22 protein-coding genes and 2 tRNA genes are annotated in these 24,085 nt (G+C 67.0%); 16 read left to right on the top strand and 8 right to left on the bottom strand.

The window, feature by feature from the left end; genetic code table 11:
* Genes V6D40_RS06715 through V6D40_RS06705 form a run of 3 tightly spaced genes read left to right on the top strand, consistent with a single transcriptional unit; the run spans nt 1 to nt 3,631 of the window.
* The gene (locus tag V6D40_RS06715) at nt 1-1,056 is read left to right on the top strand and encodes a glycosyltransferase (RefSeq protein ID WP_334289593.1); all 1,056 of its coding nucleotides are present in this window, start codon (nt 1-3) and stop codon (nt 1,054-1,056) included.
* The gene (locus V6D40_RS06710; protein ID WP_334289592.1) at nt 1,053-2,816 is read left to right on the top strand and encodes a glycosyltransferase; all 1,764 of its coding nucleotides are present in this window, start codon (nt 1,053-1,055) and stop codon (nt 2,814-2,816) included. The genes V6D40_RS06715 and V6D40_RS06710 overlap by 4 nt, the downstream gene beginning before the upstream one ends.
* Nucleotides 2,817-2,827: 11 nt before the next feature.
* On the top strand, nt 2,828-3,631 hold the full coding sequence (locus V6D40_RS06705) for an N-formylglutamate amidohydrolase (RefSeq protein WP_334289591.1): 804 nt from the start codon (nt 2,828-2,830) through the stop codon (nt 3,629-3,631).
* Between the two features lie 543 nt (nt 3,632-4,174).
* Here V6D40_RS06705 and V6D40_RS06700 read toward each other — a convergent pair.
* The 4 genes from V6D40_RS06700 to V6D40_RS06685 are packed head-to-tail and all read right to left on the bottom strand — an operon-like array spanning nt 4,175 to nt 7,905.
* Nucleotides 4,175-5,389 (bottom strand): cytochrome b/b6 domain-containing protein, encoded by a 1,215-nt coding sequence (locus V6D40_RS06700; protein ID WP_334289590.1) that lies wholly within the window; start codon nt 5,387-5,389, stop codon nt 4,175-4,177.
* A gap of 2 nt (nt 5,390-5,391) precedes the next feature.
* Entirely contained in the window at nt 5,392-6,330 is a 939-nt protein-coding gene (locus tag V6D40_RS06695) for an electron transfer flavoprotein subunit alpha/FixB family protein (protein ID WP_334289589.1), read from the bottom strand.
* Between the two features lie 10 nt (nt 6,331-6,340).
* Nucleotides 6,341-7,117, bottom strand: coding sequence for an electron transfer flavoprotein subunit beta/FixA family protein (locus tag V6D40_RS06690; protein WP_334289588.1), 777 nt, complete (start codon nt 7,115-7,117; stop codon nt 6,341-6,343).
* Nucleotides 7,118-7,176: 59 nt separating this feature from the next.
* The gene (locus tag V6D40_RS06685; protein ID WP_442891900.1) at nt 7,177-7,905 is read right to left on the bottom strand and encodes a DUF1542 domain-containing protein; all 729 of its coding nucleotides are present in this window, start codon (nt 7,903-7,905) and stop codon (nt 7,177-7,179) included.
* A gap of 141 nt (nt 7,906-8,046) precedes the next feature.
* On the opposite strand from V6D40_RS06685, the gene V6D40_RS06680 reads away from it, so the two are divergent.
* The 6 genes from V6D40_RS06680 (at nt 8,047) to V6D40_RS06655 (ending at nt 12,493) form a co-directional block, all read left to right on the top strand.
* Nucleotides 8,047-8,121, top strand: a tRNA-Gly gene (locus V6D40_RS06680).
* Nucleotides 8,122-8,218: 97 nt separating this feature from the next.
* A tRNA-Pro gene (locus tag V6D40_RS06675) sits at nt 8,219-8,292 on the top strand.
* 36 nt (nt 8,293-8,328) lie between these two features.
* Nucleotides 8,329-9,696 (top strand): trigger factor, encoded by a 1,368-nt coding sequence (tig, locus tag V6D40_RS06670; protein WP_334289587.1) that lies wholly within the window; start codon nt 8,329-8,331, stop codon nt 9,694-9,696.
* Nucleotides 9,697-9,860: 164 nt separating this feature from the next.
* Entirely contained in the window at nt 9,861-10,454 is a 594-nt protein-coding gene (locus tag V6D40_RS06665) for an ATP-dependent Clp protease proteolytic subunit (RefSeq protein WP_334289586.1), read from the top strand.
* A 28-nt stretch (nt 10,455-10,482) separates the two neighbouring features.
* Nucleotides 10,483-11,103 (top strand): ATP-dependent Clp protease proteolytic subunit, encoded by a 621-nt coding sequence (locus V6D40_RS06660; RefSeq protein ID WP_334289585.1) that lies wholly within the window; start codon nt 10,483-10,485, stop codon nt 11,101-11,103.
* A gap of 85 nt (nt 11,104-11,188) precedes the next feature.
* Nucleotides 11,189-12,493, top strand: coding sequence for an MFS transporter (locus V6D40_RS06655; protein ID WP_334289584.1), 1,305 nt, complete (start codon nt 11,189-11,191; stop codon nt 12,491-12,493).
* On the opposite strand, the gene V6D40_RS06650 is transcribed toward V6D40_RS06655, so the two are convergent.
* Together V6D40_RS06650 and V6D40_RS06645 are read right to left on the bottom strand one after the other, a co-directional pair.
* Nucleotides 12,490-13,098, bottom strand: a complete 609-nt coding sequence (locus V6D40_RS06650) for a hypothetical protein (protein ID WP_334289583.1) — start codon at nt 13,096-13,098, stop codon at nt 12,490-12,492. The two genes, V6D40_RS06655 and V6D40_RS06650, sit on opposite strands and share 4 nt — an antisense overlap.
* 30 nt (nt 13,099-13,128) lie before the next feature.
* The gene (locus V6D40_RS06645; protein WP_334289582.1) at nt 13,129-13,926 is read right to left on the bottom strand and encodes an alpha/beta fold hydrolase; all 798 of its coding nucleotides are present in this window, start codon (nt 13,924-13,926) and stop codon (nt 13,129-13,131) included.
* A gap of 124 nt (nt 13,927-14,050) precedes the next feature.
* Between V6D40_RS06645 and clpX the strand changes: the two genes are divergently transcribed.
* Nucleotides 14,051-15,328, top strand: coding sequence for an ATP-dependent Clp protease ATP-binding subunit ClpX (gene clpX / locus V6D40_RS06640; protein WP_334289581.1), 1,278 nt, complete (start codon nt 14,051-14,053; stop codon nt 15,326-15,328).
* A 6-nt stretch (nt 15,329-15,334) separates the two neighbouring features.
* On the opposite strand, the gene V6D40_RS06635 is transcribed toward clpX, so the two are convergent.
* Nucleotides 15,335-16,027, bottom strand: a complete 693-nt coding sequence (locus tag V6D40_RS06635; RefSeq protein WP_334289580.1) for a TetR/AcrR family transcriptional regulator — start codon at nt 16,025-16,027, stop codon at nt 15,335-15,337.
* Between the two features lie 105 nt (nt 16,028-16,132).
* Here V6D40_RS06635 and V6D40_RS06630 point away from each other — a divergent pair, with 105 nt between their 5' ends.
* From V6D40_RS06630 to V6D40_RS06615, 4 genes are read left to right on the top strand one after another with little or no spacing between them, the layout of a single operon-like run.
* On the top strand, nt 16,133-17,116 hold the full coding sequence (locus tag V6D40_RS06630) for a malate dehydrogenase (RefSeq protein ID WP_334289579.1): 984 nt from the start codon (nt 16,133-16,135) through the stop codon (nt 17,114-17,116).
* Between the two features lie 19 nt (nt 17,117-17,135).
* The gene (locus V6D40_RS06625) at nt 17,136-19,880 is read left to right on the top strand and encodes a valine--tRNA ligase (protein ID WP_334289578.1); all 2,745 of its coding nucleotides are present in this window, start codon (nt 17,136-17,138) and stop codon (nt 19,878-19,880) included.
* Nucleotides 19,873-21,381: a bifunctional tetrahydrofolate synthase/dihydrofolate synthase gene (gene folC / locus V6D40_RS06620; RefSeq protein ID WP_334289577.1), complete on the top strand. Its 1,509-nt coding sequence runs from the start codon at nt 19,873-19,875 to the stop codon at nt 21,379-21,381. The genes V6D40_RS06625 and folC overlap by 8 nt, the downstream gene beginning before the upstream one ends.
* The gene (locus V6D40_RS06615) at nt 21,381-21,842 is read left to right on the top strand and encodes a DUF4233 domain-containing protein (RefSeq protein WP_334289576.1); all 462 of its coding nucleotides are present in this window, start codon (nt 21,381-21,383) and stop codon (nt 21,840-21,842) included. The genes folC and V6D40_RS06615 overlap by 1 nt, the downstream gene beginning before the upstream one ends.
* Here V6D40_RS06615 and V6D40_RS06610 read toward each other — a convergent pair.
* Entirely contained in the window at nt 21,819-23,246 is a 1,428-nt protein-coding gene (locus V6D40_RS06610; RefSeq protein WP_334289575.1) for an AMP-binding protein, read from the bottom strand. The genes V6D40_RS06615 and V6D40_RS06610 overlap by 24 nt on opposite strands.
* 54 nt (nt 23,247-23,300) lie before the next feature.
* On the opposite strand from V6D40_RS06610, the gene V6D40_RS06605 reads away from it, so the two are divergent.
* Together V6D40_RS06605 and ndk are read left to right on the top strand one after the other, a co-directional pair.
* Nucleotides 23,301-23,606, top strand: a complete 306-nt coding sequence (locus tag V6D40_RS06605; RefSeq protein ID WP_334289574.1) for a hypothetical protein — start codon at nt 23,301-23,303, stop codon at nt 23,604-23,606.
* Between the two features lie 33 nt (nt 23,607-23,639).
* Nucleotides 23,640-24,050: a nucleoside-diphosphate kinase gene (gene ndk, locus V6D40_RS06600; RefSeq protein WP_087117669.1), complete on the top strand. Its 411-nt coding sequence runs from the start codon at nt 23,640-23,642 to the stop codon at nt 24,048-24,050.
* Nucleotides 24,051-24,085: the final 35 nt, after the last annotated feature.

Genomic DNA, 24,085 nt, shown 5'->3' with positions numbered 1-24,085 from the left:
GTGCGCATCGCGTTTATCGGGCCGGCCCGTTACCCAGTGCGCGAGCCGTTTGCCGGCGGGCTCGAGGCGTTCTGCCTCACCATGGTGCGTGCGTTGCGGCAGCTCGGCCACGAGGTCGACTTCTTCGCCGCCGCCGGCTCCGACGGCAACGACACCGGCTTGGAGCTGCCCGGCGTGGACTGGGGCGATGCGGCCGACGACGCGACGGACACCACCTATCCCGAGGGTGGCAAAGAGCGCGAGGACGAAGCGTTCACGCAGCTGCGCGAGCTGTTGGCGCGGCGCGACTACGACGTCGTGCACAACAACAGCCTGAACCCGCGCATCTTCCCCGGCGAGCACTCCAGCGCGCCGCTGCCCATGCTGACCACGCTGCACACCCCGCGCGTGGATGAGCTGCAGGACGCGATCACCGCCGCGGGTGCGCGCGCCGGGCACTTTGCCGCCGTCAGCCACACCACCGCCGCCGATTGGGACCTGCCGCGGTCCGCGACCGTGATCCCGAACGGCGTCAACGTCACCACCTGGCAGCCCGGCCCAGGTGGCGAGCGCGCGGTATGGTTCGGCCGCCTCGTGCCGGAGAAGGGCGCGCACATGGCGATGGACGCCGCGCGCGCCGCCGGCGTCGAGCTGGTGCTGGCCGGCCGCAACGGCGATCACCGCTACTTCCGCGAGGAGATTGAGCCGCGGCTTGCTCCCGGCGTGGCCACGTGGCTGGGCGCGATGTCGCACGCTGAGCTGCGCCAGCTGGTGGCCAGCTGCTCGGTGGCGGTGGTCAGCCCGCGCTGGGAGGAGCCGTTCGGGCTCGTCGCCTTCGAGGCGATGGCGTGCGGCACGCCGGTTGCAGCGTTCGACCGCGGCGGTCTCGGCGAGTTGTTGCACCGCGCGCCGGCGGCCCTGGCCGTTCCCGACGACATCGACTCGTTGGCCGCGGCGATCCACCGCGCGCGCGAGATCGACCGCAAGCTGGTGCGCGATTGGGTGGTCAAACACCACTCGCTGACGCAAACCGCCCGCAACTACATCGCGCTCTACGAGGAGGTCCGCGCATCGTGAGCACCATCGGCATCTACGCCCACCACCACGGCTCCGGCCACATCCAGCGCTGCCGCGAGATCCAGCGGGAGCTCGTCGCGCGCGGACACGACGTGACAATCCTGTCCACCGACCCGCGCGGGGGCATTCTGCTTGCCGACGACGCCGGCCACGGCCACTACGGCCGCTCCATGAACGCCGGCGGATCTTTGCACTACGCGCCCTACGGCAACGAGGGGTTGAAGAAGCGCTTCGCCACGATCGCCACCTGGATCGCGGAGCACAACCCGGACGCGTTCTACGTCGATGTCTCCGCCGAGGTGGGGATGTTCATCCGTCTTATGGGCGTGCCGGTGGTGGCGCACGCGATGCCGGGGCTGCGCGACGACACCCCGCACCAACTCGCCTACGCCCAGGCCGACGCGCTGATCGCCGCGTGGCCGGACTGGGTTGACGTGCCCGAGCACCTGCGCGCCCACGAAGACCGGTTGCACGCAGTCGGCGGCATCTCGCGGCTTCGCCCCAAGCCGGGGGTTGCCCGCGACCCGCACCACGTCGTGGTGATGGCGGGCACCGGCGGCTCCACGTGGGAGCCGGAGGATTGGGAGGACGTCGAGCGAGCCTGCCCGGACTACCGGTTCACGTACCTCACCGGCGACAACCGCGTCGACGACCCGACGGAGCTCCTCCAGTCGGCGGGTGTGGTCGTCACCGCGGGCGGGCAGAACTCGATCGCGGACATCGCCGCGTGCGGGGCACCTGCCGTCCTGCTGCCGCAGCCGCGCCCGTTCATCGAGCAGAAGCTCAACGCAGCCACCGTTGGCGAGGCGGGCCTTGCTGTTGTCGCCGACACGTTCCCGCCAGCAAGCGAGTGGCCCGAGCTGCTGCGACGCGCGCAGTCGGCTGGTGACTGGTCGCGGTGGCAGACGGACGGGGCGGCGGCGCGGGCGGCCGATGTGGTGGAAAAGGTGGCTAGGGGGGCGTCGATAAGCAAAAAAATTGCTCTGGTCACGCTGGCGAATGCCAACCGCGCTGGGCACCTGACCCACCAGGTGAACTTGAAGCCCGAGGGCACCGACCACATCACCGTTGCGCTCGCCGACGCTGAAGGCTTGCGCAAAGCCGTGCCGAAGTCGCACGTCGTGGCGGGTGAGCCGAACCTCGCGGCGGCGCGCAACCTCGCCGCGCGCACCGCGATTGAGCGCGGCGCCGATATCATCATTTTCCTCGACGCGGACTGCGTGGCCTCCGGCGACCTGGTCGCGCACTACACGCGCGCGCTCGCCCTGCACCCGGATGCGGTGGTCGCGGGCCCAGTGACGTACATGCGCGAAGGCGAGTTACGCACCGTGCGCCCCGACCCGCACCCCGCGCGCCCCAACCCGGCGCCCGGCGAGCTGGTGAAGGCCGACGACTACAACCTGTTCTGGTCCCTCTCCTTCGCGCTGACGGCCGACACGTGGCGGCGCATCGAGCGCGACTTCGGTGGCTTCGACACCGGCTACACCGGATACGGTGGCGAGGACACCGATTTTGCCTGGCAGCTGCGCGCCCACGGCATCGACCTCTACTGGGTCGGCGGCGCGCACGCGTTCCACCAGTGGCACCCGGTGTCGTCCCCGCCGTGGGAGCACTTGGACGACATCGTGCGCAACGCCAACTACTTCCACTCGAAGTGGGGCGAGTTTCCCATGGGTGGCTGGCTGAAGGCCTTCGAGGCGGAAGGGGCTGTTTCGCTTATCGACGGCACCTGGCAAGCACAAACCCCCAAACACCCTTAACCTTGCGAGGTATGTACGAGCACCTCTGCGTAAGCCGGGGCACAGACGCCAGCCCCGTCATCCTCCACGTCCCGCACGCATCGCGCGAGATCCCAGATGCAGTCGCGGCTGATTTCGCCGCCACGCCGGAGCAGGTCGAGCAGGAACTGGACCGCGTGACCGACACAGGCACCGACGCGCTCGCCCGCGCCGCGCACGAGGCGGCGGGGCAGCGCAGCTGGCTCGTGGTCAACGAGCTGTCGCGCCTGGTCGCGGATCCGGGCCGCTTCTACAGCCAGCGCGACTCCATGGAGGCCTCCGGCCGCGGCGCCGTTTACACTCGGCTGACCGACGGCGAGCTGCTCCGCCCCTTAGGCTTCGACGATTCCGCCCTGAAGGCAACGTACTTCCACCCGTACAACGACGCGGTGGGGGAGCTTGTGCGCGAGCGCATCCGCGCCACGGGCGGCGCGGTGATCGTGGACATCCACTCGTATAACAACCCGCCCGAAGAGCACCAGATCCACGGCGGCCGGCTCTCCCCGGACATCTGCATCGGCACGCACTCGGTGCACTCCCCGGCGATCCTCGTCGACACCGCGGCGCGCATTTTCACCGAAGCCGGCTTCCGCGTCGAGCGCAACACCCCGTTCACCGGCGTCTACATCCCTGTCGAGTACGAGATGAACCCGGCAGTGCTGGGCATCATGTTCGAAGTGCGCGACGACCTGCTCGCCCCGGGTGGCGAAGCTTTTGTCCGTGTGACGGAGGCGCTAGCCAAGGTGATCGACGAGGCGGAGCGCATCGCCGGGCTTGAGATGGGCCGCCCGCAGTAGCGCGGGAAGGGCTGTTCTTCAGCCCCGCCAGCCGGTGTGCCGCGCTCCTTTTCCCGTGCCCTTCACAGTCTGCCTTTTCACGGGTTCCCTCCACGGGCTCCCTTTCCACGGGCCGCCTTTTCCAGGGACCGCCTTTTCCAGGGGGGGGCGGATGAGGGATGGCGGATGAAGGATGGCGGATTTACGAGTAAGAACCCGTACTTCCGTCATCCGCTATCCGCCCCCCCTGTGGTGAGTGGCCACGGCCGGCGTTAGCGCTGCGTGACGTTGCCGAACTTCGCCGCCACCGGGGTGATGAGACCGCCTGGGTGCCCCCCTTTGGCGGTAGTGGCCGCGGCCGGCGTTAGCGCTGCGTGACGTTGCCGAATTTCGCCGCCACCGGTGCGATGAGACCGCCTGGGTGCCCGCGCATTCGCAGGGGGGCGGATGAAGGATGGCGGATGAGGGATGGCGGATGAAGGATGGCGGATATGCGAGTAAGAACCCGTACTTCCGCCATCCGCTATCCGCCCCCCCCCTTTGGCGGTAGTGGCCCGGCCGGCGTTAGCGCTGCGTGACGTTGCCGAACTTCGCCGCCACCGGTGCGACGACCATCGGCCGCGCGGCGAACCACGCTGCCGCAATCGCCACTAGGCCGCCGAGGAACACCAGTACGCCGGTCCAGCTTTCGGCGTCGTGGGAGGCAGCGAACATCGCGTTCATGTTGCCGCGCAGGCCCGTCAGCAGCACGAGCGCCACGTGGATGACCACGAACACAACGAAGAACACCATCACTGGGAAGTGGATGCGGCGCGCCGCCTTGAGCGACAGTCCCGTCCACCTCTTTGGCCAGAACGGGCTCATGCGAAGCCCGGAGAGAATCGCCAAGGGCGCGGCGAGGAAGACGACCGCGAAGTACATCAGCTCCTGCAGCGCGTTGTACGCCACCCACGGGTCCTCGTTCGGCCAGTCAAGTGAGAGGTACTGCAAGCCGGCGGAGACGGCGTTGGGGATAACTTCCCAGCTCGTCGGCACGATGCGCATCCACTGCCCGGTGGCAAACAGCAGCACGTAGAACACGGCGCCCAAGACAACCCACGCGGCGTCGAGCACCAAGTGCATCCATTGGTTCAGCGAGATCTTCGCCCGGGGGTTGGAGCGCGGAGCCCAGTACGCCGGGGCCTTTGCTTGCGTGCGAATCGCCCAGCCCGTCTTCACCACCAACGCCATCAGGAACATGTTGAAGAAGTGGGCCCACCCCAACCAGGCGGGAATGCCGGTGGGGGCGGAGTCGGGGAGCGGCTGCTTGCCGTCGTAGCGCGTGATGAAGTCGGCGCCGGTGTCAGTGCCGAGGAACCAACGCGAGAACACCACGCCGACCACGAAGAGGGCGACCGCGGCTGCGAGCCAGCCGAGTCCGCGGGGGCGCTTGCGCGGTTGCTGCGGCTGCGGCGCTGGCGCGGGCTCGGTGGCGGGAGCGGCAGCCGGCACGGGAACGGGCTCCGCGGCCGGTTCGGGCGCTGAGGCTGGCTCGGCGGGGACAAGGGAGGCGTCGACGAGTGCGGTGTCGGCGGGCGGCCAGGGGTCGCCGCCGGGGGTGCGGGGCAGGCCGCGTCGTAACGCAACGGCGACGCGGTCGCCGGCCGGTTCGGGCTCCGAGGCGGCGGTCTCTGCAAGAGGGGCAGGGGCGAGGGCGTCTTCGACTTCGACGGCGTCGACGGGCGGCCACCCTTCGCCGCCCGGGGTGCGCGGCAATCCGCGGCGGACGGGGATCTGCATGGTTACTCGCTCACCTCGCCGGACACGGACTTGCGGGCCTCGATCTCGGCGATGATGTCCGGGACGAGGTCGAAGATGTCGCCGATGATGCCGAAGTCGGCGATGTCGAAGATCGGCGCGTCTTCGTCGCTGTTGATGGCGACGATGGTGTCGGATGTCTGCATGCCCACCAAGTGCTGCACGGCGCCTGAGATGCCGAGGCCGATGTACAGCTTCGGGCTGACCATCACGCCGGTCTGTCCGATCTGCGCCTCGTAGGGCACTTGGCCCTCGTCGACGGCGGAGCGGGTGGCGCCGACGGCGGCGCCGAGGGCGTCGGCGAGCCCGCCGACAAGCTCCTCAAACATGTCGTCGCTGCCCAGGGACACGCCGCCGGCAACCACCTTGTCGGCGGTGAGCAGGTCGGGGCGCGTCGAGGTGCGCTCGATCGGGGTGGTTTCCAGGATCTTCACGTCGCGGCGGCCAGAAGCGGCGACATCGAGCTCGACGACCTCGGACGAGGACGCCTCAACGGCGGCGTCGACGCTGCCCGGGCGCATGGTCACCACCGGCGCGAGGTGGGTGGCCGCCGCGGTGGCGGTGAACGCGCCGCCGTAGTTGGAGTGCTCGGTCACGATGCCGTGGGCGTCGCGGCGGATTGCGGTGGCGTCGGTAAGCAACGCCCTCCTGAGGCGCACCGCGACTCGGGCTGCGACGTCGCGCCCGGCGGCCGTGTGTGCGAAGAGGATAGCGGCGGGGTTCAGGCGGGAAACAGCGGCCTCCACCGCGTCGACCAGCGCGACGGCGCCTTCGCCAACCTCGGCGACGAGCACCTGGTCCGCACCGGGCACCTCCTTGCGCGTCGTGGTCAAAACGGCCACGGAGCCCAGCTCGCGCGCGGCCGCGATCAGCTCGGCGCCGTCGCCGGCGCGGTCGAGCACAACAAGCACAGTGTCAGTCATCGGGTTCTCCTTACAGCAGGCCGCGGGAATCGAGGAAGTCCACCAGCTGGCTCGCTGCGGTCTTCCCGCCGTCAATAATCTCGCCGCGCTCTCGCGCCGGTCGCTTCGCGACATCCACCATGATCGCGCGCGGGCGGGAGTAGTCCTCCGCGTCAATACCCAGCTCAGCCAGGGCGAAGGTGTGCAGCTCCTTCTTCTTCGCGGCCATCAGGCCCTTGAAGTTGGGAAAGCGGGCGTCGGGGAACTCGTCGGACACCGCAGCCACGGCAGGCAGAGGGGCTTGAAGCTTTACGACGCCCCCCTCACCCACACCAACCCCAACCACGGACTCACCGTCGAGCGCGAGCTCGGACAAGTTCGTCAGCGCGGGCCAGTTCAGCAACTCTGCCAGCATCGGGGCCATCACGCCGGCCGCGCCGTCCGACGACATTGCGCCGCAGACGACGAGGTCGTAACCGTTCTTCTCCACCATCGCGGCGAGCGCCTCGGCTGTGAGGGTGAGGTCGGCGCCGGTGAGGGCTACGTCGCTAAGCAAAAAACCCTCCGACGCGCCCATGGCGATGCCGCGGCGAACCGCGTCAGCCGCAGATTCCGGGCCGACGGTGAGGATGTGGACCTCCGCGTCGCCCTCGCGGGCCTCCTTGATGCGCAGCGCGGCTTCGACCGCGCGCTCGCCGACCTCGTCCGCCACCACATCGCCGGTGCGGTCCGTCAGGCCAGTCTCCAAACTCATTTCCCGGTCGCTGTACGTGTCCGGGACCTCTTTCAGCAGCACGGCGATACGCACGGGCGCTCCTTCATTCTCGCGGGTAGACGTGCAGATTCTAGCGCACCCGGGATGCGGGGCTAGAAGTCGAAGCCGCCGAAATCGAAGCCGCCGAAGTCCCCGCCGAGATCCCCTCCCATGTCACCCATGTCGCCAATGTCGCCGGCGCCGTCCATTCCGCCGAGGTCACCGCCGAGGTCGCCCGCCTCGAACGCGGCAGCGGGTGCCGCGCCCGCCATGCCGGAGAACATGGCCGAATAAAACATCATGGAGCTCGCCGCCCACATGCCGGTCATCATCGCCGGCGCCCACCACGCGGTGGAGTACCAGCCGGCCGGGACCGGGCGGCCGGCCACGGCGCCGCCGGGGTAGTAGTGCGGCGTCTGTGCCGAGGCGTAGGGCGAGGCGGTGACCAGCGTGCCGTCGTCCTGGCGCACCGTGCGCTCCTCGGTCACGCGGCCGGCCTGGCGCTGGCCCTCGAGCTCGGGCAGCTGAGGGCCCGCGGGCAGGCCCATGATCTCGCGCGCCGCGTTGACGTAGTGCAGGCCCTCGAGCGCGGATTCGCGCGCCAGCATCGCCTGCTTCGGCGTGCGCGCGTCCGCAAGCCCGGCGCGGGCGGCGTTGAAGCGCTCGGACGCGTCCGCCATGGCCTGCTTGGAGGCGGCGTCGGTGCCCTCGAGGTTCAGAATCTGGGAGCCGAGTCGATCGGTCCAGCGTTTGGCGTCCGCGAGCGCGTCGTCAAGCGAAACCTGCTCCCGCTGCGCCACCTGGCGCTGCGACATTGGCCGCTGCTGCCCGCCGCCCATCATGGGAAAAAACAGCATGGGGCCGATAAAGAAGAGAAGGAGGATAAATAGCAAGGACACGGTGGCTCCTTAATAGATACAGTCACGTGTTTGGTTCAACGGTACCGGCTGCGCTAACATTCCGAACAGCGCTTTTTCGCGCGTGGGAACGTCGTATAGTGGCTAATACCTCAGCCTTCCAAGCTGAAGACGCGGGTTCGATTCCCGTCGTTCCCTCCAAGTCCGGCCAGCTCAGGCCGGGCTTTTTATTTTTCTCGGCCCCCATAACGCCGTCGGTTTTCCGGTCGCTACAATGGTCGGTCGTGGGTTCCACTCACGGGGCGTGGCGCAGTTTGGTAGCGCACCTGCTTTGGGAGCAGGGGGTCGCAGGTTCAAATCCTGTCGCCCCGACAAGGTCATGTACACCGATCTAGAAGGACAACATCCGTGAAGACAAACGTCGAGAAGCTGAGCGACACCCGAGTCAAGCTTGACGTCTCCGTCCCGTTCGACGAACTGGGCCGCGAGATCGACCAGGCGTACAAGGCGATCGCCCAGCAGGTCACCATCCCGGGCTTCCGCCGCGGCAAGGCGCCGCGCCAGCTGATCGACGCACGCTTTGGCCGCGGCCCGATCCTGGAGCAGGTTGTCAACGACATGCTGCCGACCCGCTACGAGCAGGCGCTGGCAGAGAACGACCTGAACCCGCTTGGCCAGCCCGAGATCGAGATCACCAAGATCGAGGACAACGACGTAGTCGAGTTCACCGCAGAGATTGACGTCCGCCCGGAGATCACCGTGCCAGACTTCTCCCAAATCTCTGTCACCGTTCCGGCGCTGAACGTCGAGGACGAGGCGATCGACGCTGAGCTGGAGAACCTGCGCGGCCGCTTCGGCGAGCTGAAGGACACCGACCGCAAGCTGGCCGAGGGCGACTTCGCTGTGCTGGACCTCGAGGCAACCGTCGACGGCGAGAAGCTCGAGGACGCGTCCGCTGAGGGCCTGAACTACGAGGTTGGCTCCGACGACCTGATCACGGGCCTCGACGCCGCAATTACCGGCCTGAAGTCCGGCGAGAGCGCCGAGTTCACCACCACCATCGAGTTCGGTGAGCACAAGGGCGAGGAAGCCGTCGTCAAGGCCACCGTGAACCAGACCAAGGAGCGCGCACTGCCGGAGCTCGACGACGAGTTCGCTCAGATGGCGTCCGAGTTCGACACCGTCGAGGAGCTGCGCGAGTCCACCAAGACCCAGCTCGAGGAGAATCTGAAGGCGCAGCAGGCCGCGGACATCCGCGACGAGGTGCTCAAGGCCGCTCTCGCGCAGTCCGAGTTCGCGCTGCCGGAGTCCATCGTGGACGAGCAGGTGCACAACCAGCTCCACCAGATCCTGGGCCAGCTGGCGCACGACGACAACGCGCTTGCCCAGCTGCTCGAGGCGCAGGGCACCACCCGCGAGGAGTTCGACGCGAACGCCCGCACCCAGGCCGAAGAATCCGTGCGCACCCAGTTGTTCCTCGACGCTGTCGCCGACCAGGAGCAGCCGGAGGTCACCCAGGAGGAGCTGACCGACCACATCCTGTTCACCGCGCAGTCCTACGGCATGGACCCGAATCAGTTCGTGGCTCAGCTGCAGCAGTCCGGCCAGATCGCGAACCTGTTCTCCGACGTGCGCCGCGGCAAGGCGCTGGCGGCAGCCATCTCGCGCACTACCGTGACCGACTCCGAGGGCAACTCCGTTGACCCGAACGAGTACTTCGGTGAGATCGAGGACGACGAGGTTGTCGAGGACGCAGCTCCCGCGACCGAGGAGTAAACCTCTTCGCGCAACGCGCTAAGCAGCCTGGGCGGCAAAGCCCCGGCTGCTTTTTTGTTTGCCTTGTGCAAAGGCGTACGCCGGTAGCGAACGCGCTGGGAGTTCCCACTACAGCCGAGTAGGGTTGGGGCGTTACACGAGAAAACTAGCGAAGGAGCGGTGTTATGACTTCCCCGACTCAAGGAATGAACCTGGGAGACTCGGTCTACGAGCGCCTGCTGCGCGAGCGCATTATTTTCCTCGGCCAGGAGGTCGACGATGAGATTGCGAACAAGCTCTGCGCGCAGATCCTCCTGCTGTCCGCTGAGGACCCGACACGCGACATTAACCTTTACATCAACTCCCCGGGCGGTTCGGTGACCGCTGGCATGGCTATCTACGACACGATGCGTTACTCGCCGTGCGATATCGCCACTTACGGCATGGGTCTTGCGGCGTCGATGGGCCAGTTCCTGCTCTCCGGCGGCACCAAGGGCAAGCGCTACGCCCTGCCGCACGCGCGCATCATGATGCACCAGCCGTCCGCTGGTGTCGGTGGCACCGCGGCAGACATCGCCATTCAGGCGGAGCAGTTCGCTCAGACCAAGCGCGAGATGGCGGAACTCATTGCCGAGCACACCGGCCAGACCTTCGAGCAGATCACCAAGGACTCCGACCGCGACCGATGGTTCACCGCTCAGGAGGCGCGCGACTACGGCATCGTGGACCACGTGATCGAGAACGCCGCGCAGGCCGGCGAGTACTCCATCGGCGACTAACCGGCAAGCAACGAAGAAGGAGAATTCCATGACTTTCCAAATGCCCAGCTCCCGCTACGTGCTGCCGCAGTTCCTCGAGGAGACCAGCTTCGGCACGAAGCAGATCGACCCGTACGGCAAGCTGTTTGAGGAGCGCATCGTCTTCCTCGGCACCCAGGTCGACGACACGTCCGCCAACGACATCATGGCGCAGCTGCTGGTCCTCGAATCGCAGGACCCGGACCGCGACATCACGATGTACATCAACTCGCCCGGCGGCTCGTTCACCGCGCTGATGGCGATCTACGACACGATGCAGTATGTCCGCCCCGACGTGCAGACCGTCTGCCTCGGCCAGGCGGCCTCCGCTGCGGCCGTCATCCTCGCTGCCGGTGCGCCGGGCAAGCGCGCGGCGTTGCCGAACTCGCGCGTGCTGATCCACCAGCCGGCGACCGAGGGCACCCGCGGCCAGGTTTCCGACCTGGAGATCCAGGCTGCCGAAATCGAGCGCATGCGCCGCCTCATGGAGGAGACCTTGGCGCACCACTCCGGCCGCACGCCGGAACAGGTCCGCATCGACACCGACCGCGACAAGATCCTCACCGCGGCAGAGGCCGTCGAGTACGGCATCATCGACCAGGTTTTTGATTACCGGAAGTTGAACGCGTAAGCGCTTAAGGCTCGATGAATTAAACGGTGCGCACCAGTGCGCACCGTTTTCTCGTTCACTAGACCGTGCGGTACAGTTCGCCTGCGTGAACATCCGCAGCTCAATCGATACGCGCCCGATGACCGGCTACCAGTGGCTGATCGTCGCGGTGATTACGTACCTCAACGCCCTCGACGGCTACGACCTCGTGGCCACCGCTTTTGCCGCTCCGCATCTGAGTGAGGAGTTCGGGATCGGTCCCGCAACGCTCGGCTGGGTGCTTTCCGCGGCGCTGATCGGCGTGGGTGTCGGCGCCGCGGTCTTAGGACCGCTGGCAGATAAATTCGGCCGCCGCACGATCGTCCTGGTCTCCCTCATCCTCGACATCGTCGGCCTCGTCATGACCGGATTCGCAGGCAGCGCCGGCACGTTCATTTTCTGGCGCCTTGTTACCGGTATCGGCGTCGGTGGTGTGCTCGCCTGCGTGACTGTGGTCATCACCGAGTTTTCCAACCTGCGCTTCCGCGGTTTGGCTACGGCGATCTACGCCTCCGGCTACGGCCTCGGCGCCACGCTGTGCGGCGTGCTCGCCGGCCGCCTCATCCCGAACCAGGGGTGGGAGTGGATTTTCTTCACCGGCGCCATCCTCTCGGCGGTCGCGCTCCTTCTCGCGTATGTCGTTCTGCCGGAGTCGGTGGACGTGCTTTCCGCCCGCGGGGATATCGACGGCGTTCGCCGAGTGGCGAAGCGCATCGGCCACGGCTCGGACGTGGAGCTGGCGCCGGTTGTGCGTTCCGAGAAGACCCCGTACTCCGAGCTTGTCTCGCCGGCGTTCCTCGCCACCACGGTGCGGCTCTGGATCGCGTTCGCGCTGGTGAACTTCGGGTTCTCGTTCGCCAACTCGTGGACGCCGAAGTTGCTGAACGAGTCGGGCATGACCGCGCAGCAGGGCATCCTTGGCGGCATCATGATCGCGTTCGGCGGCACGATCGGTTCGCTGATCTTCGGGGTGCTTACGACCAAGGTCAAGCCGCGCACGCTGCTGATGGTCTTCGCGGTCCTTGGCGCCGCGGCCCTGGTCGCGTTCATCTACTGCGTGGACCAGCCGGGGGTGGCCTTCCCGCTCGGCATCCTGGTGGGCATGCTGCTCAACGGCTGCGTGACCGGCATGTACACCGTGACCCCGCTGTCCTACCCGTCGCGTCTGCGCGCAACAGGCGTCGGCGCCGCACTTGCGGTGGCGCGCGCCGGCTCTGTGCTGGGCCCCCTAATCATCGGCTACTTGGCGCAAGCCGGGTGGGGGCCGAAGTCGCTCTACGTCACCTCGGCGTGCGTGTTCGTCGTCAGCGCGGTTGCGTTGGCCGGGCTGAAGCCCACCGAAACCGCGGACAGCGCGAAGGCTGCAGCCTAGTCCGCCGGCTCCTCGGCGGCGGGCTCGCAGTACACGGCGGCGTTTCGGATAGCTTCCGGAGCGCCGTCGAACTCGTCGCGGGGCCAGCACACCTCGTCGTCGACCATGGCTTCTGGGTCGATGCTGACCCAGCCGTTGCCTTCGGCGCGCCAGAAGTACTGCTGCCCGTCGAGCATGGTGCGGGCCCATTCGCGGTCGCAGAAGGTGGAGAACTCGCCCCCGTTTGCCTCACCCTGCGCCGGCCACGCGCAGTTGGCGCCGGGCTGAACGGGCTCCGGGTTGGCAGGGGCCGGCGCGGGTGCGGGTTCCTGCTGGCGGGTCGAGCTTGCGGAGCGGGTGCTTGTCGACGTCTTCGTGGACGTGCGCGTCGATGTCTTCGTTGAGGAGGACGTCGTCGAAGACTCAGACGCGGTCGTTTCCGTCTCGTCGGCGTCCTCGGTCTCAGCAGGCGCCGCCATCGTCGGGGTTGGGGCGGCGGTGGTGCTGGTGTAGGGGAAGTCGAGCACCGGTTCGGCGAGGCGCACCTCGTCGTCCTCGGACGCGCAGCCGGTCAGCACGAGCGCGGAGACGGCGAGTGTCGCTACGGCTGTTGTGGCACGGTTCACGCGTGAGACCCCTTTGGCAGTTCGTGTGTATCAACCCTCAAGGCTAGCCGATGCGCCGGCCAGAAACCGTTTCAGCACCCGGATGAATTCGCCCGGGTTCTCCACAGCGACTTGGTGGGAGCCGGGGTCGATCACCGCGGATTCGCTCGGGCCGGACACACCGGCGGCAATGGCGGCAAGTTCCTCCGGCCCCGTGTTCGGGTCCTGCGCGCCCGCGATCGTGAGCACGGGACAGGTGATGCGGTCGAGGGTGTCGGCGAAATCCCAGCCCGCCAGCGCGTCGCCGTTTTGGGCGTAGCCCTCCGGGTCCACGCCCGCGGCCATGTCGCGGATGCGGCGGACCTCGTCGGGGTTGCTCTCGCGGAAGGAGGGCGTGAACCAGGAGTTCACGAAACCGTCGGCAAGCAGTGCCATACCCTCGCTTCGAGCTTGTGCCGTGCGCTCCGACCACTTGTCCTGACCGCCGAGGTACGTGGCGGTGGAGCAGAACACTGCCTTTTCTACCCGGCCGGAGTTGGCCGCGATCCACTGGGCGAGGGCGCCGCCGAGGGAAAGCCCAACGACATTGAAACGGTCTACACCCACCGAATCGAGTGCCTGTATGACGTCGTCGCACAGCTGCTCGACCGTGGTAGAGCCCGGCGCCACACGCGCCACCTCGGACGCGCCGTGCCCGCGGTGGTTGACGGTGACCACGCGGTAGTTGGGCTCGAGCGCCGCGATGATCTCGTTCCACGACTCGTGGGTGGTGGCGATGGAACTGAGCAGCACCACCGTTTCCACACCGGAGCCGCGTTGACCGAACTCGTGTACCTCAAGGTTTGTCATGCGGCCCATTGTGCACGATCATTGCCGGACACGGTTTCGCGCGTTGTGCCCAAAAGGGATGTTTGCGCGACGAAGTATGCTGGAGTAACTACAAACTTTGACATCTGGGAGTTGCAGAAAGTACATGGCAGTAACGCACGACAGCTCAGAACTTTTGAAGTGCTCGTTCTGCGGCAAGACGCAGAAGCAAGTTCGCAAGCTGATCGCCGGGGGCGGCGTCTACATCTGTGACGAATGCATTGAGCTCTGCAACGAGATCATTGAAGAGGAACTAGCCGGCTCCGCGTCGAACTCGTCCGCAAGCGACGACCGCCTGCCGCGGCCGTCCGAAATCACGGCGTTTTTAGACGACTACGTGATCGGCCAGGACCAGGCTAAGCGCACGCTCGCCGTCGCCGTCTACAACCACTACAAGCGCATCCGGGCCGAGCAGACGGTGCTGGGCAGCCGGCGCCGCGACGAGGAAGTTGAGATTTCCAAGTCGAACATCCTGCTGCTCGGCCCCACCGGCTCCGGTAAGACCTACCTCGCGCAGACGCTCGCGCGGATGCTGAACGTGCCGTTCGCCATCGCGGACGCAACCAGCTTGACCGAGGCCGGGTACGTGGGCGAGGACGTGGAGAATATCCTTTTGAAACTGCTGCAGGCGGCGGACTTCGACGTCAACCGCGCGCAGACCGGCATTATCTACGTCGACGAGGTGGACAAAATCTCGCGCAAGAGCGAGAACCCGTCGATCACCCGCGACGTCTCCGGCGAGGGCGTGCAGCAGGCGCTGCTGAAAATTTTGGAGGGCACGGTCGCCTCGGTGCCGCCGCAGGGCGGACGCAAGCACCCGAACCAGGAGTTCATCCAGCTCGACACCACGAATATCCTGTTCATCGTCGCCGGAGCGTTCGCGGGTCTGGACAAGGTGATTGCGGAGCGCGTGGGCAAGAAAGGCATTGGCTTCGGCGCGGAGATCGACTCCAAGTCGGAGCGCGACGAGGCGAATCTCTTGGCGCAGGTCCAGCCGGGGGATCTGGTGAAGTTCGGGCTCATCCCCGAGTTCATTGGCCGCCTGCCGATCATCGCGCACGTTGACGACTTGGACCGCGACTCGCTGGTGCGGGTGCTCACGGAGCCGAAGAACTCTCTGGTGAAGCAGTACCAGCGGCTGTTCGCTATGGACGGGGCGGAGCTGACCATCACGGACGAGGCGCTCGGTGTGATCGCCGACAAGGCGGCGGAGCGCAAGACCGGAGCTCGCGGCCTGCGCGCGATCATGGAGGAAATCCTCGTGCCCGTGATGTACGACCTGCCAGACCGCGAGGACGCGGCCGAGGTGGTCATCTCGGACGCAGTGGCGCGCGGCAAGGCAGAGCCGGAGTACCGGGCATCCAGCGAGAAGCGCTCGGCGTAGACCCGCCTAGTAGATGTCGGCGACGTCGATGGTCTCCGGGGCCGGCTCGGAGACCAGGTAGGAGTCGTAGCCCGAGTGGGGGATGTGCGACGTTAAAAACGCCAGCACGGTGTCGATGACCAAACGGCGCAGCCCCTCGACATTGCGCGGGTCGTCCACCTTGATTCTGCTGACGGTGTAGGCGGTCGCGGTGTGAGCGACCTGGAACTCGCACAGAGACACAGTCAGTGCGAGCACGTCGTCAGCGCTGATGCCGGGGCGAAACGCCCCGGCATCTTGGCCCTGCATAAGAATGCGCTCCAAGTGCAAAAGCACTGAGTGCTCGCGCGCGTCGGAGCCAGAGTCGTCCACGTCGGTGGTGGGGTCGAGGTTTTCGCGCAACAGCAGCCGCACGCACTCGGGGTGGTCGCGGAAGGAGTGGAAGGTGGCGTCGACAAAGCGGCGCATGCCCTCCACCGGCACGGCGTAGTTGCGGCTGATCAGCCGCTCCGGCGGGGCGACGCGCTCCATCGCCAGCGAGAGCGCGCGCTGGTAGAGGCCGGCTTTGTTGCCGAAGTGGTAGTGCAACATGCGCTTCGATACGCCGCACGCTCTCGCCACCGCGTCAAGCTTCGTTCCCTCGTAACCGTCGCGGGCGAACATGGCAAGCGCGACCGCGACCGCCTCCTCAGGCGATGGCTCAGCGCTTCCGTGTGTCATAGCCGCAATGTTGCCCGAATTCGCCGTGCTCGGCGCGTTTTTGCGCGAGGAAGGCCACACTTCCAAGCACAAACGGGGGGAGTGGCCGCGACCTATACTCGGGGTATGTCTGAGAATCGAACCCCGCTGAAAGTAACGGTCACCGGCGCCGCCGGCAACATCGCCTACTCGCTTCTGTGGCGCGTCGCCGCCGGGGACGTCTTCGGGCCGGATCAACCAGTCGAGCTGACGCTGCTGGAGATCGACAGCGCCGTGCAGGCCGCCGAAGGCACCGCGATGGAGCTGTCGGATTCCGCGCTGCCGCTTCTGCGCAACATCACCGTCTCCACCGACGCGGCCCAGGCGTTCGACGGCGCGAACGCGGCCTTCCTGGTCGGCGCGAAGCCGCGCGGCAAGGGCGAATCCCGCGCCGACATGCTCCAGGCCAACGGCCGGATCTTCATCGAGCAGGGCAGGGCGATTAACGACGCCGCCGCGGACGACATTCGCGTCCTCGTCGTGGGAAACCCGGCAAACACCAACGCCTACATCGCGTCGAAAGCTGCTCCGGACGTGCCGGCTGAGCGTTTTAACGCGCTGATGCGCCTCGACCACAACCGCGCGCTGTCGATGCTGGGGGAGAAGCTGGGTGCGGACTCCGCCGAGTTCGAGCGCCTGGTGGTGTGGGGCAACCACTCCGACACCCAGTTCCCGGACGTGACGTACGCCCAGCTGAACGGCCAAAGCGTCGGCGACCAGATCGACCAGGCGTGGTACACCGACGAGTTCATCCCGCGCGTGGCAAAGCGCGGCGCGGAGATCATCCAGGTCCGCGGCAAGTCGTCGGCTGCGTCAGCTGCGTCCGCGGCGGTGGACCACATGCGCGATTGGGCGCTGGGTACGGATGGGCGCTGGGTGACGGTTGCGTTGCCGTCGACAAGCCAATACGGCGTCGACGAGGGCCTGGTCTTCGGTTTTCCTGCCGTGGGTGTCAACGGCCAGTGGGAAGCCGTGGACGACCTTGAGATCAACGAATTCCAGCGCCCGCGCATCGACGCCAACATCGAGGCGCTGCGCGCCGAAGCCGAGGTGGCCGACGGGCTTTTCTGACCTACTAAGATGATTGTTCGTGACTGAAGCGAATGATCAACTGGTAGGCACAAACCGCGCCGACGCGCTGCCCAAGTCGTGGGAGCCGAAGGAGCACGAGCAGCCGCTGTACGAGGGCTGGGTTGAGGCCGGTTACTTCACGGCCGACCCGGCGTCGGACAAGCCGGCGTACTCCATCATGCTGCCGCCGCCGAACGTGACCGGTCAGCTGCACATGGGCCATGCCCTTGATCACACGCTGATGGACGCGCTGGTGCGCCGCAAGCGCATGCAGAGATACGAGGTGCTGTGGTTGCCGGGCATGGACCACGCGGGCATCGCGACCCAGACCAAGGTCGAGGCGAAGCTCAAGGCTGAAGAGGGCAAGGACCGCTACGACTACGGCCGCGACGAGTTCGTTGAAAAGGTCTGGGAGTGGAAGCGCGAGTACGGCGGCACCATTGCCACCCAGATGCGGGCGATCGGCGACTCGGTTGACTGGTCGAGGGAGCGGTTCACGCTGGATAGCGGGCTGTCGAACGCTGTCCAGACCATCTTCAAGCAGCTGTACGACCAGGGGATGGTCTACCGCGACTACCGCCTGGTGAACTGGTCGCCGGTGCTGGAAACCGCGGTCAGCGACATCGAGGTGGTGTACAAGGACGTCGAGGGCGAGTTCGTCTCCATCCGCTACGGTTCCCTGAACGACGACGAGCCGCACTTAATCGTCGCCACCACCCGCGTGGAGACGATGCTGGGCGACGTCGCCATCGCCGTCCACCCGGACGACGAGCGCTACGCGCATTTGGTGGGCGCCGAGTTCGACCACCCGTTCCGCGACGACCTGAAGCTGAAGGTCATCGCCGACGAGTACGTCGACATGGAGCTGGGCACGGGTGCTGTGAAGATCACGCCCGCGCACGACCCCAACGACTACGAGATGGGCCTGCGCCACGACCTGGACATGCCGATCATCATGGACGAGAAGGGGCGGATCGCGAACACCGGCACCGCCTTCGACGGCTTGAGCCGCGAGGAAGCGCGCGTGAAGGTGCGCGAGGCGCTCGCGGAGCAGGGCCGCATTGTCAAGGAGATCAGGCCGTACGTCCACTCGGTGGGCCACTCCGAGCGCTCCGGCGAGCCGATCGAGCCGCGCCTGAGCCTGCAGTGGTTTGTCAAGGTCGAAGAGCTCGCCCGCATGTCCGCCGAGGCGGTGCGCTCCGGCGACACAAAGATCCACCCGCAGTCGATGGAGAAGCGCTACTTCGACTGGGTGGACAACATGCACGACTGGACCATTTCGCGCCAGCTGTGGTGGGGCCACCGCATCCCAATCTGGTACGGCCCCGAGGACGACAACGGCGAACGCGACGTGGTGTGCGTGGGCCCGGGCGAGGAGGCGCCGGCGGGCTACGAGCAGGACCCGGATGTGCTGGACACCTGGTTCAGCTCCGCGCTGTGGCCGTTCTCCACGATGGGCTGGCCGGAGAAGACCCCCGAGCTGGAGAAGTTTTACCCGACCTCGGTGCTGGTCACCGCCTACGACATCCTGTTCTTCTGGGTCGCGCGCATGATGATGTTCGGCACTTTCGCCGGCACTCAGACCCCGGAGGTGCTGGGGGAGGGCAAGGGCGGCCGCCCGCAGGTGCCGTTCACCGACCTCTACCTCCACGGCCTCGTGCGCGATGAGAAGGGCCGGAAGATGTCGAAGTCGCTCGGCAACGGCATCGACCCGATGGACTGGGTCGAGCGCTACGGTGCCGACGCGCTGCGCTTCGCCCTGGCACGCGGCGCGAACCCGGGCGTGGACCTGCCGATCGGCGAGGACAACGCGACCAGCGCCCGCAATTTCGCCACCAAGCTGTACAACGCCACGAAGTTCGCGCTGATGAACGGCGCTGCGGTAGATGATCTACCGCAGCGGGAAACCCTAACCGACGCGGACCGCTGGATTCTGGACCGCGCTGAGGAGGTCCGCGCAAGCGTCGACGCCTACCTGGACGATTACCAGTTCGCCAAAGCCAACGAGGAGCTCTACCACTTCGCGTGGGACGAGCTGTGCGACTGGTACTTGGAGATTGCCAAGACCCAGATCCCGCGCGTCGACGTGAACGCTGACGCGTCGGCAGAAGAGCAGGAGCGCGGCCGCACCACCCAGATCGTGCTGGGTCGCGTCCTCGACGTGGTGCTGCGCCTGCTCCACCCGACGATGCCGTTCATCACCGAGGTGCTGTGGAAGGCACTCACCGGCCGCGAGACGATCACGCTGGCGCCGTGGCCGACCGCGGACGACACCAACGGCGGCGCCGAGTCCGACTTAGACGCCCGCCGCCGCGTGGAGGACGCGGTCAAGCTGATCACGGAGCTGCGCCGCTTCCGCGCCGACCAGGGCGTCAAGCCCAGCCAGACGGTGCCGGCCCGGCTCGACTTCGCGTCGGCTGACCTGGAGGGGATGGAAGGCGCAGTTCGCGCGATTGCTCGGGTGGAGGCGCCTGGGGAGGACTTCGCGGCGTCGTCAAGCATTGAAATGCGTCTCAGCCAGGCGACCCTGAACGTGGAGCTGGACACCTCGGGCACGGTGGATGTCGCGGCCGAGCGCAAGCGCTTGGAAAAGGAGCTTGCCGCGGCGCAGAAGGAGCTCGACACCACCGCCGCGAAGCTGGGCAACGACCAGTTCCTAGCGAACGCGCCGGAGCACGTCGTGGCGAAGATCCGCGAGCGCCAGCAGGTCGCGCGCGAGGAGTTCGACCGCGTCACCGCGCGTCTTGAGGGGCTCAATGGATAGCTCGGACAGCCTCGAAAACTCGGAGATCTACGAGGTCGAAGACAACGAGCACGGCCGGACGCTCCACCTCGGCAGCGTGGGCACCCCGCTAGGCGGCGAACCTGACAGCGCCGACGACGAGGAGTACGCCCCGCGCCCCGTCACCGAGGACGACTTGGCGGCGTTGGTCCAGGTCGAGGACGAGCTGAAGGCCCGATGGCCGGAGACCGTCATCGACCCCACTCTCGAGCGCGTGGAGCTGCTGATGGACCTGCTCGGCGAGCCGCAGAAGGCCTGCAAGGTCATCCACGTCGCAGGCACCAACGGCAAGACGTCGACGGTGCGGATGATCGAGTCGGTACTGCGCGCCTTCGGCAACCGCGTCGGCCGCACCACCAGCCCGCATCTGCAGCAGGTCACGGAGCGCATCGGCATCGACGGCGAGCCGATCCACCCGGCGGAGTTCGTCCGCGTCTACCGCGAGATCGAGCCGTACATCCAGATGGTGGACGAGCGCGCCGGCACCCCAATGAGCTACTTCGAGGTCATGGTCGCGGTGGCGTTCGCCGCGTTCGCCGACGCGCCGGTGGACGTCGCAGTGGTCGAAGTCGGCATGGGCGGGCGCTGGGACGCGACTAACGTGGTCGACGCCGACGTGGACGTGATCATGCCGGTGGGCCTCGACCACACGGAGTACCTCGGCGAGACCATCGAGGAGATCGCGGGCGAAAAGGCCGGCATCATCCGCAGCGCGGACGCGGTGGCTGTCATCGCTGACCAGGACGCGGACGCGATGCGCGTGATCCTCGAGCAGACCGTCGCGGTCGGCTCACCAGTTGCGCGCCTCGGCCAGGAGTTTGCGGTCGAGGACGCGGAGATCGCCGTCGGCGGCCAGCTACTCACGCTGCGCGGCCTGTCCGGCGTGGTGGACGACGTGTTCTTGCCGCTTGCCGGGCCGCACCAGGCGCGCAACGCCGCGGTGGCGCTGGCCGCCGTGGAGGCGTTTTACGGCGCGAACGCTGAACGCCCCCTCGACGCCGACACGGTGCGCGCGGGCTTTCGCCTCGCCAGCTCGCCGGGGCGCCTCGAGCGCGTGCACACCGCGCCGACCACCTTCGTCGACGCCACACACAACCCCCACGGCGCCCGCGCGCTGGCCAAGGCGCTGGAGCACGACTTCAACTTCACGCGGCTCATCGGCGTGCTCGGGGTGCTGGAGGACAAGGACGCCCGCGGCATCTTCGAGGCCCTCGAGCCTGTGCTGACCGAGGTCGTGATCACGCAAAATTCGTCGCCGCGCGCAGCCGGCGCCTATGATCTGGCGGAAACCGCGCGCGAGGTCTTCGGCGACGAGCGCGTCCACGTCGAGGAGCACCTGCCGTCGGCCTACGCGCTCGCGGTCGAGCTCGCCGAGGAGGAGCTGGACGAGCCGGGCGTGCAGTCCGGCAACGGCATCGTGATCACAGGTTCGGTGGTTACCGCCGGCGAGGCACGCGAGATGTTTGGAAAGGATCCGCAATGATGACCCCACGCAGGCGCGCGAAGAATGAGGCACCGCTGTACGGCCCGCTCGGCCCCGGCCACGCCCCAGTCAAGGACCCGATGAAGGCGCTGACCGGTGTGCTCTCCGGCACGCTCGTGATGGAGGCCATCACCATCTTCCTCATCCTGCTGGTGGTGCTGAAGGTGGATAACGGCGAGCTGTGGACCACATTCAACTGGGTCTACATCACCGTCATCGGCGCAGCCCACCTCATCATGGCGTTTCTGCAGCGCGTGCCCGGCGCGCTGTGGATCGATCTCGCGTTGCAGATCCCGCTGATCTTCGGGTTCTTCATCCACTGGTCGGTCACGGTGGTGGGTATCGTGTTCGGCATCGTCTGGTACTACATTGTGAAAATGCGCTCGGAAATGATGCAGCGCATGCGCTTCGGTTACCTGGTCACGCAGCACCTCGGCTCATCGGCCGACGGCGCCAGGTAGTTTTCGGCGCAGGATTTTGCCGGCGGCGTTGCGCGGGATTTCATCGACCCGCGTGACGCCGCGCAGCTTTTTGTACGGTGCCACGCGTGCCGCCACCCAGCGCATGAGGGCTTCGTTGCTTGTCGACGCCCCCCTGAACACCACAAACCCCCACGGCACGTCCTGACCGTCACGTTTCACCCCTGCCACCGCGGCATCGGCTACCTGCGGGTGGGTGAGCAGCACCGCCTCGAGCTCAGCGGGTGAGACTTGGTAGCCGCGGTACTTGAACACGTCTTTCACCCGGTCGACGATCTCGACGGTGCCGTTGTCCAGCTGGCGCGCGAGGTCCCCAGTTTTCAGCCACGCGCCTTCTTCAAGCGGGGGTTGACCAAGGTAGCCGCGCATGAGCTGCGGCCCGCGCACAAGCAGCTCGCCAGCGTCGCCCGCAGCGACATCCGCGCGGTGCTCGAGGTCCACGATGCGGTACTGGGTGTTGGGCACCGCAAACCCGATCGAGCCCGGGGTAGATTTCCCCGCGATGCCGACGTGGGTCACCGGCGCGGTCTCGGTCATGCCGTAGCCCTGCAGGATCGTGAGGTCTAGGCGGCGCTCCACCGCGCGGGCCAGGTCCTCGTCCAAGGAAGCGGCGCCGCACACCATGAACCGGCAGGCGTCGAAGGCGCGCTCGTCGAGCTGCTCCTTGGCTAACATCCGCGCGATCGGCGGCGCGATGAAGCTGAGCTCGATGGCGTGTTCGCGGTGGACGCGCACCATCTCCTCCAGGTTGAAGCGGGCGGTGGTGTGGACGTGGTGGCGCGCGGCGAGGGAGGAGAGAAGTAGCGTGTTCAGCCCGTAGATGTGGCTAAACGGCAGCGGCGCAAACGTGCGTGTGCCGCGCTCGATCCCGCTCGCGCGGAGCGCGGCGCCAAACTGCGCCGCGTTGGCGGTGACGGCTGCGTGGGTGAGCTGCACCGGTTTCGGCAGCCCCGTCGTGCCGGAGGAGAACGGGATGACCGCCACCTGCTGCGGGTCGATGCGCGCCGGCGGCGCAAACGAGTCGCGGGGCTGTTCGGCGGGGTCGATCACGCGCGCGGCGCGCGAGAGCGTTGTGAGGTGGTCGGCTTCGGCGCTAGTAAGCACATGCCCTAGCAGCACCGCTACGCCGCCCGCGCGGGCAATACCGAAAAGCCCCGCCGCGAACGCTGCGGAGTTGGGCTGCCGAAGCGCCACCACCTCGCCATCGGCGACCCCGGAAGCGACGCGCTCCGCCATGTCGCGCAGCTCGCCGTAGGAAAGCGTCCGGCCGGAGTCAACCTCCGTGATCGCAGGCAAAGCGGCGTCCGCGCCCAGCCCGCCGAAAACGAGAGAGAAGATGTCGGTGTTCGGCAGCGCGATGTCTGGCAGCGGACTGGCGTAGAACATGGTGCAAGCGTACGCGGGTGAATAACCGGGCATAAACGCGGTATAAACGGTGCCATGCGCTACCTCGCCTTCACCGTCGCCGCTGTGTTTTCCGTCGTCGCCATCGCGGGGCAGTGGATGGGTCTGCCGCGCGGCATCGCCGTCACCGCGATCGTCATCGCCGGCGTGTTTCTGCTCTGGGGGTTCTATGACGTCGCGTCCAAGCAGGAGCCCAAGCCGATTGTGCTCGACGACGAGCAGCGCGCCACTATCAAACGTATGAAGGCGGAGGGCAACCACCAGCTGGCTATCCAGCAGGTGCAGCTGTGGTTCCGGAATCCGCCGGCGGAGGAAGCGGCGCGCATCGTGCGCGAGGTGTAACGCGAAAAGGTAGGAAAAGGTAAGATCAGGCGCATGACTGAACGCACTCTGATTCTGATCAAGCCGGACGGCGTGGCAAACGGCCACGTCGGCGAAATCATCTCCCGCATTGAGCGCAAGGGCCTCAAGCTGGTGGAGATGGACCTGCGCACCGCAGACCGCGAGACCGCTGAGAAGCACTACGCCGAGCACAAGGACAAGCCGTTCTTCGGCGAGCTGGTGGACTTCATCACCTCCGCTCCGCTGGTTGCCGGCATCGTCGAGGGCGAGTCCGCAATCGCCGCGTGGCGCCAGCTCGCCGGCGGCACCCACCCGGTGGAGAAGGCTACCCCGGGCACCATCCGCGGCGACTTCGCCCTGACTGTGGGCGAAAACGTTGTCCACGGCTCCGACTCGCCGGAGTCCGCTGAGCGCGAGATCGCGATCTGGTTCCCGAACCTCTAATCGCTTCTTCCGCCGCACGCCCCGCGCACCCTGCG

The organism is Corynebacterium sp. Marseille-Q4381, assembly GCF_036881695.1.
GTDB lineage: Bacteria > Actinomycetota > Actinomycetes > Mycobacteriales > Mycobacteriaceae > Corynebacterium.
Note: the sequence above shows the minus strand (reverse complement) of the source record. Positions and strands in the feature narration are given on the sequence as shown.

Bases quoted from the DNA above. Each gene is read 5' to 3' on its own strand.
- V6D40_RS06605 (WP_334289574.1), top strand. From the start codon at position 23,301: ATGCGCTACCTCGCCTTCACCGTCGCCGCTGTGTTTTCCGTCGTCGCC.
- V6D40_RS06630 (WP_334289579.1), top strand. From the start codon at position 16,133: ATGTCTGAGAATCGAACCCCGCTGAAAGTAACGGTCACCGGCGCCGCC.
- V6D40_RS06645 (WP_334289582.1), bottom strand. From the start codon at position 13,926: ATGACAAACCTTGAGGTACACGAGTTCGGTCAACGCGGCTCCGGTGTG.
- V6D40_RS06635 (WP_334289580.1), bottom strand. From the start codon at position 16,027: ATGACACACGGAAGCGCTGAGCCATCGCCTGAGGAGGCGGTCGCGGTC.
- V6D40_RS06700 (WP_334289590.1), bottom strand. From the start codon at position 5,389: ATGCAGATCCCCGTCCGCCGCGGATTGCCGCGCACCCCGGGCGGCGAA.
- folC (WP_334289577.1), top strand. From the start codon at position 19,873: ATGGATAGCTCGGACAGCCTCGAAAACTCGGAGATCTACGAGGTCGAA.
- V6D40_RS06685 (WP_442891900.1), bottom strand. From the start codon at position 7,905: ATGATGGGCGGCGGGCAGCAGCGGCCAATGTCGCAGCGCCAGGTGGCG.
- V6D40_RS06705 (WP_334289591.1), top strand. From the start codon at position 2,828: ATGTACGAGCACCTCTGCGTAAGCCGGGGCACAGACGCCAGCCCCGTC.
- clpX (WP_334289581.1), top strand. From the start codon at position 14,051: ATGGCAGTAACGCACGACAGCTCAGAACTTTTGAAGTGCTCGTTCTGC.
- V6D40_RS06665 (WP_334289586.1), top strand. From the start codon at position 9,861: ATGACTTCCCCGACTCAAGGAATGAACCTGGGAGACTCGGTCTACGAG.
- V6D40_RS06610 (WP_334289575.1), bottom strand. From the start codon at position 23,246: ATGTTCTACGCCAGTCCGCTGCCAGACATCGCGCTGCCGAACACCGAC.
- V6D40_RS06695 (WP_334289589.1), bottom strand. From the start codon at position 6,330: ATGACTGACACTGTGCTTGTTGTGCTCGACCGCGCCGGCGACGGCGCC.
- ndk (WP_087117669.1), top strand. From the start codon at position 23,640: ATGACTGAACGCACTCTGATTCTGATCAAGCCGGACGGCGTGGCAAAC.
- V6D40_RS06660 (WP_334289585.1), top strand. From the start codon at position 10,483: ATGACTTTCCAAATGCCCAGCTCCCGCTACGTGCTGCCGCAGTTCCTC.
- V6D40_RS06615 (WP_334289576.1), top strand. From the start codon at position 21,381: ATGACCCCACGCAGGCGCGCGAAGAATGAGGCACCGCTGTACGGCCCG.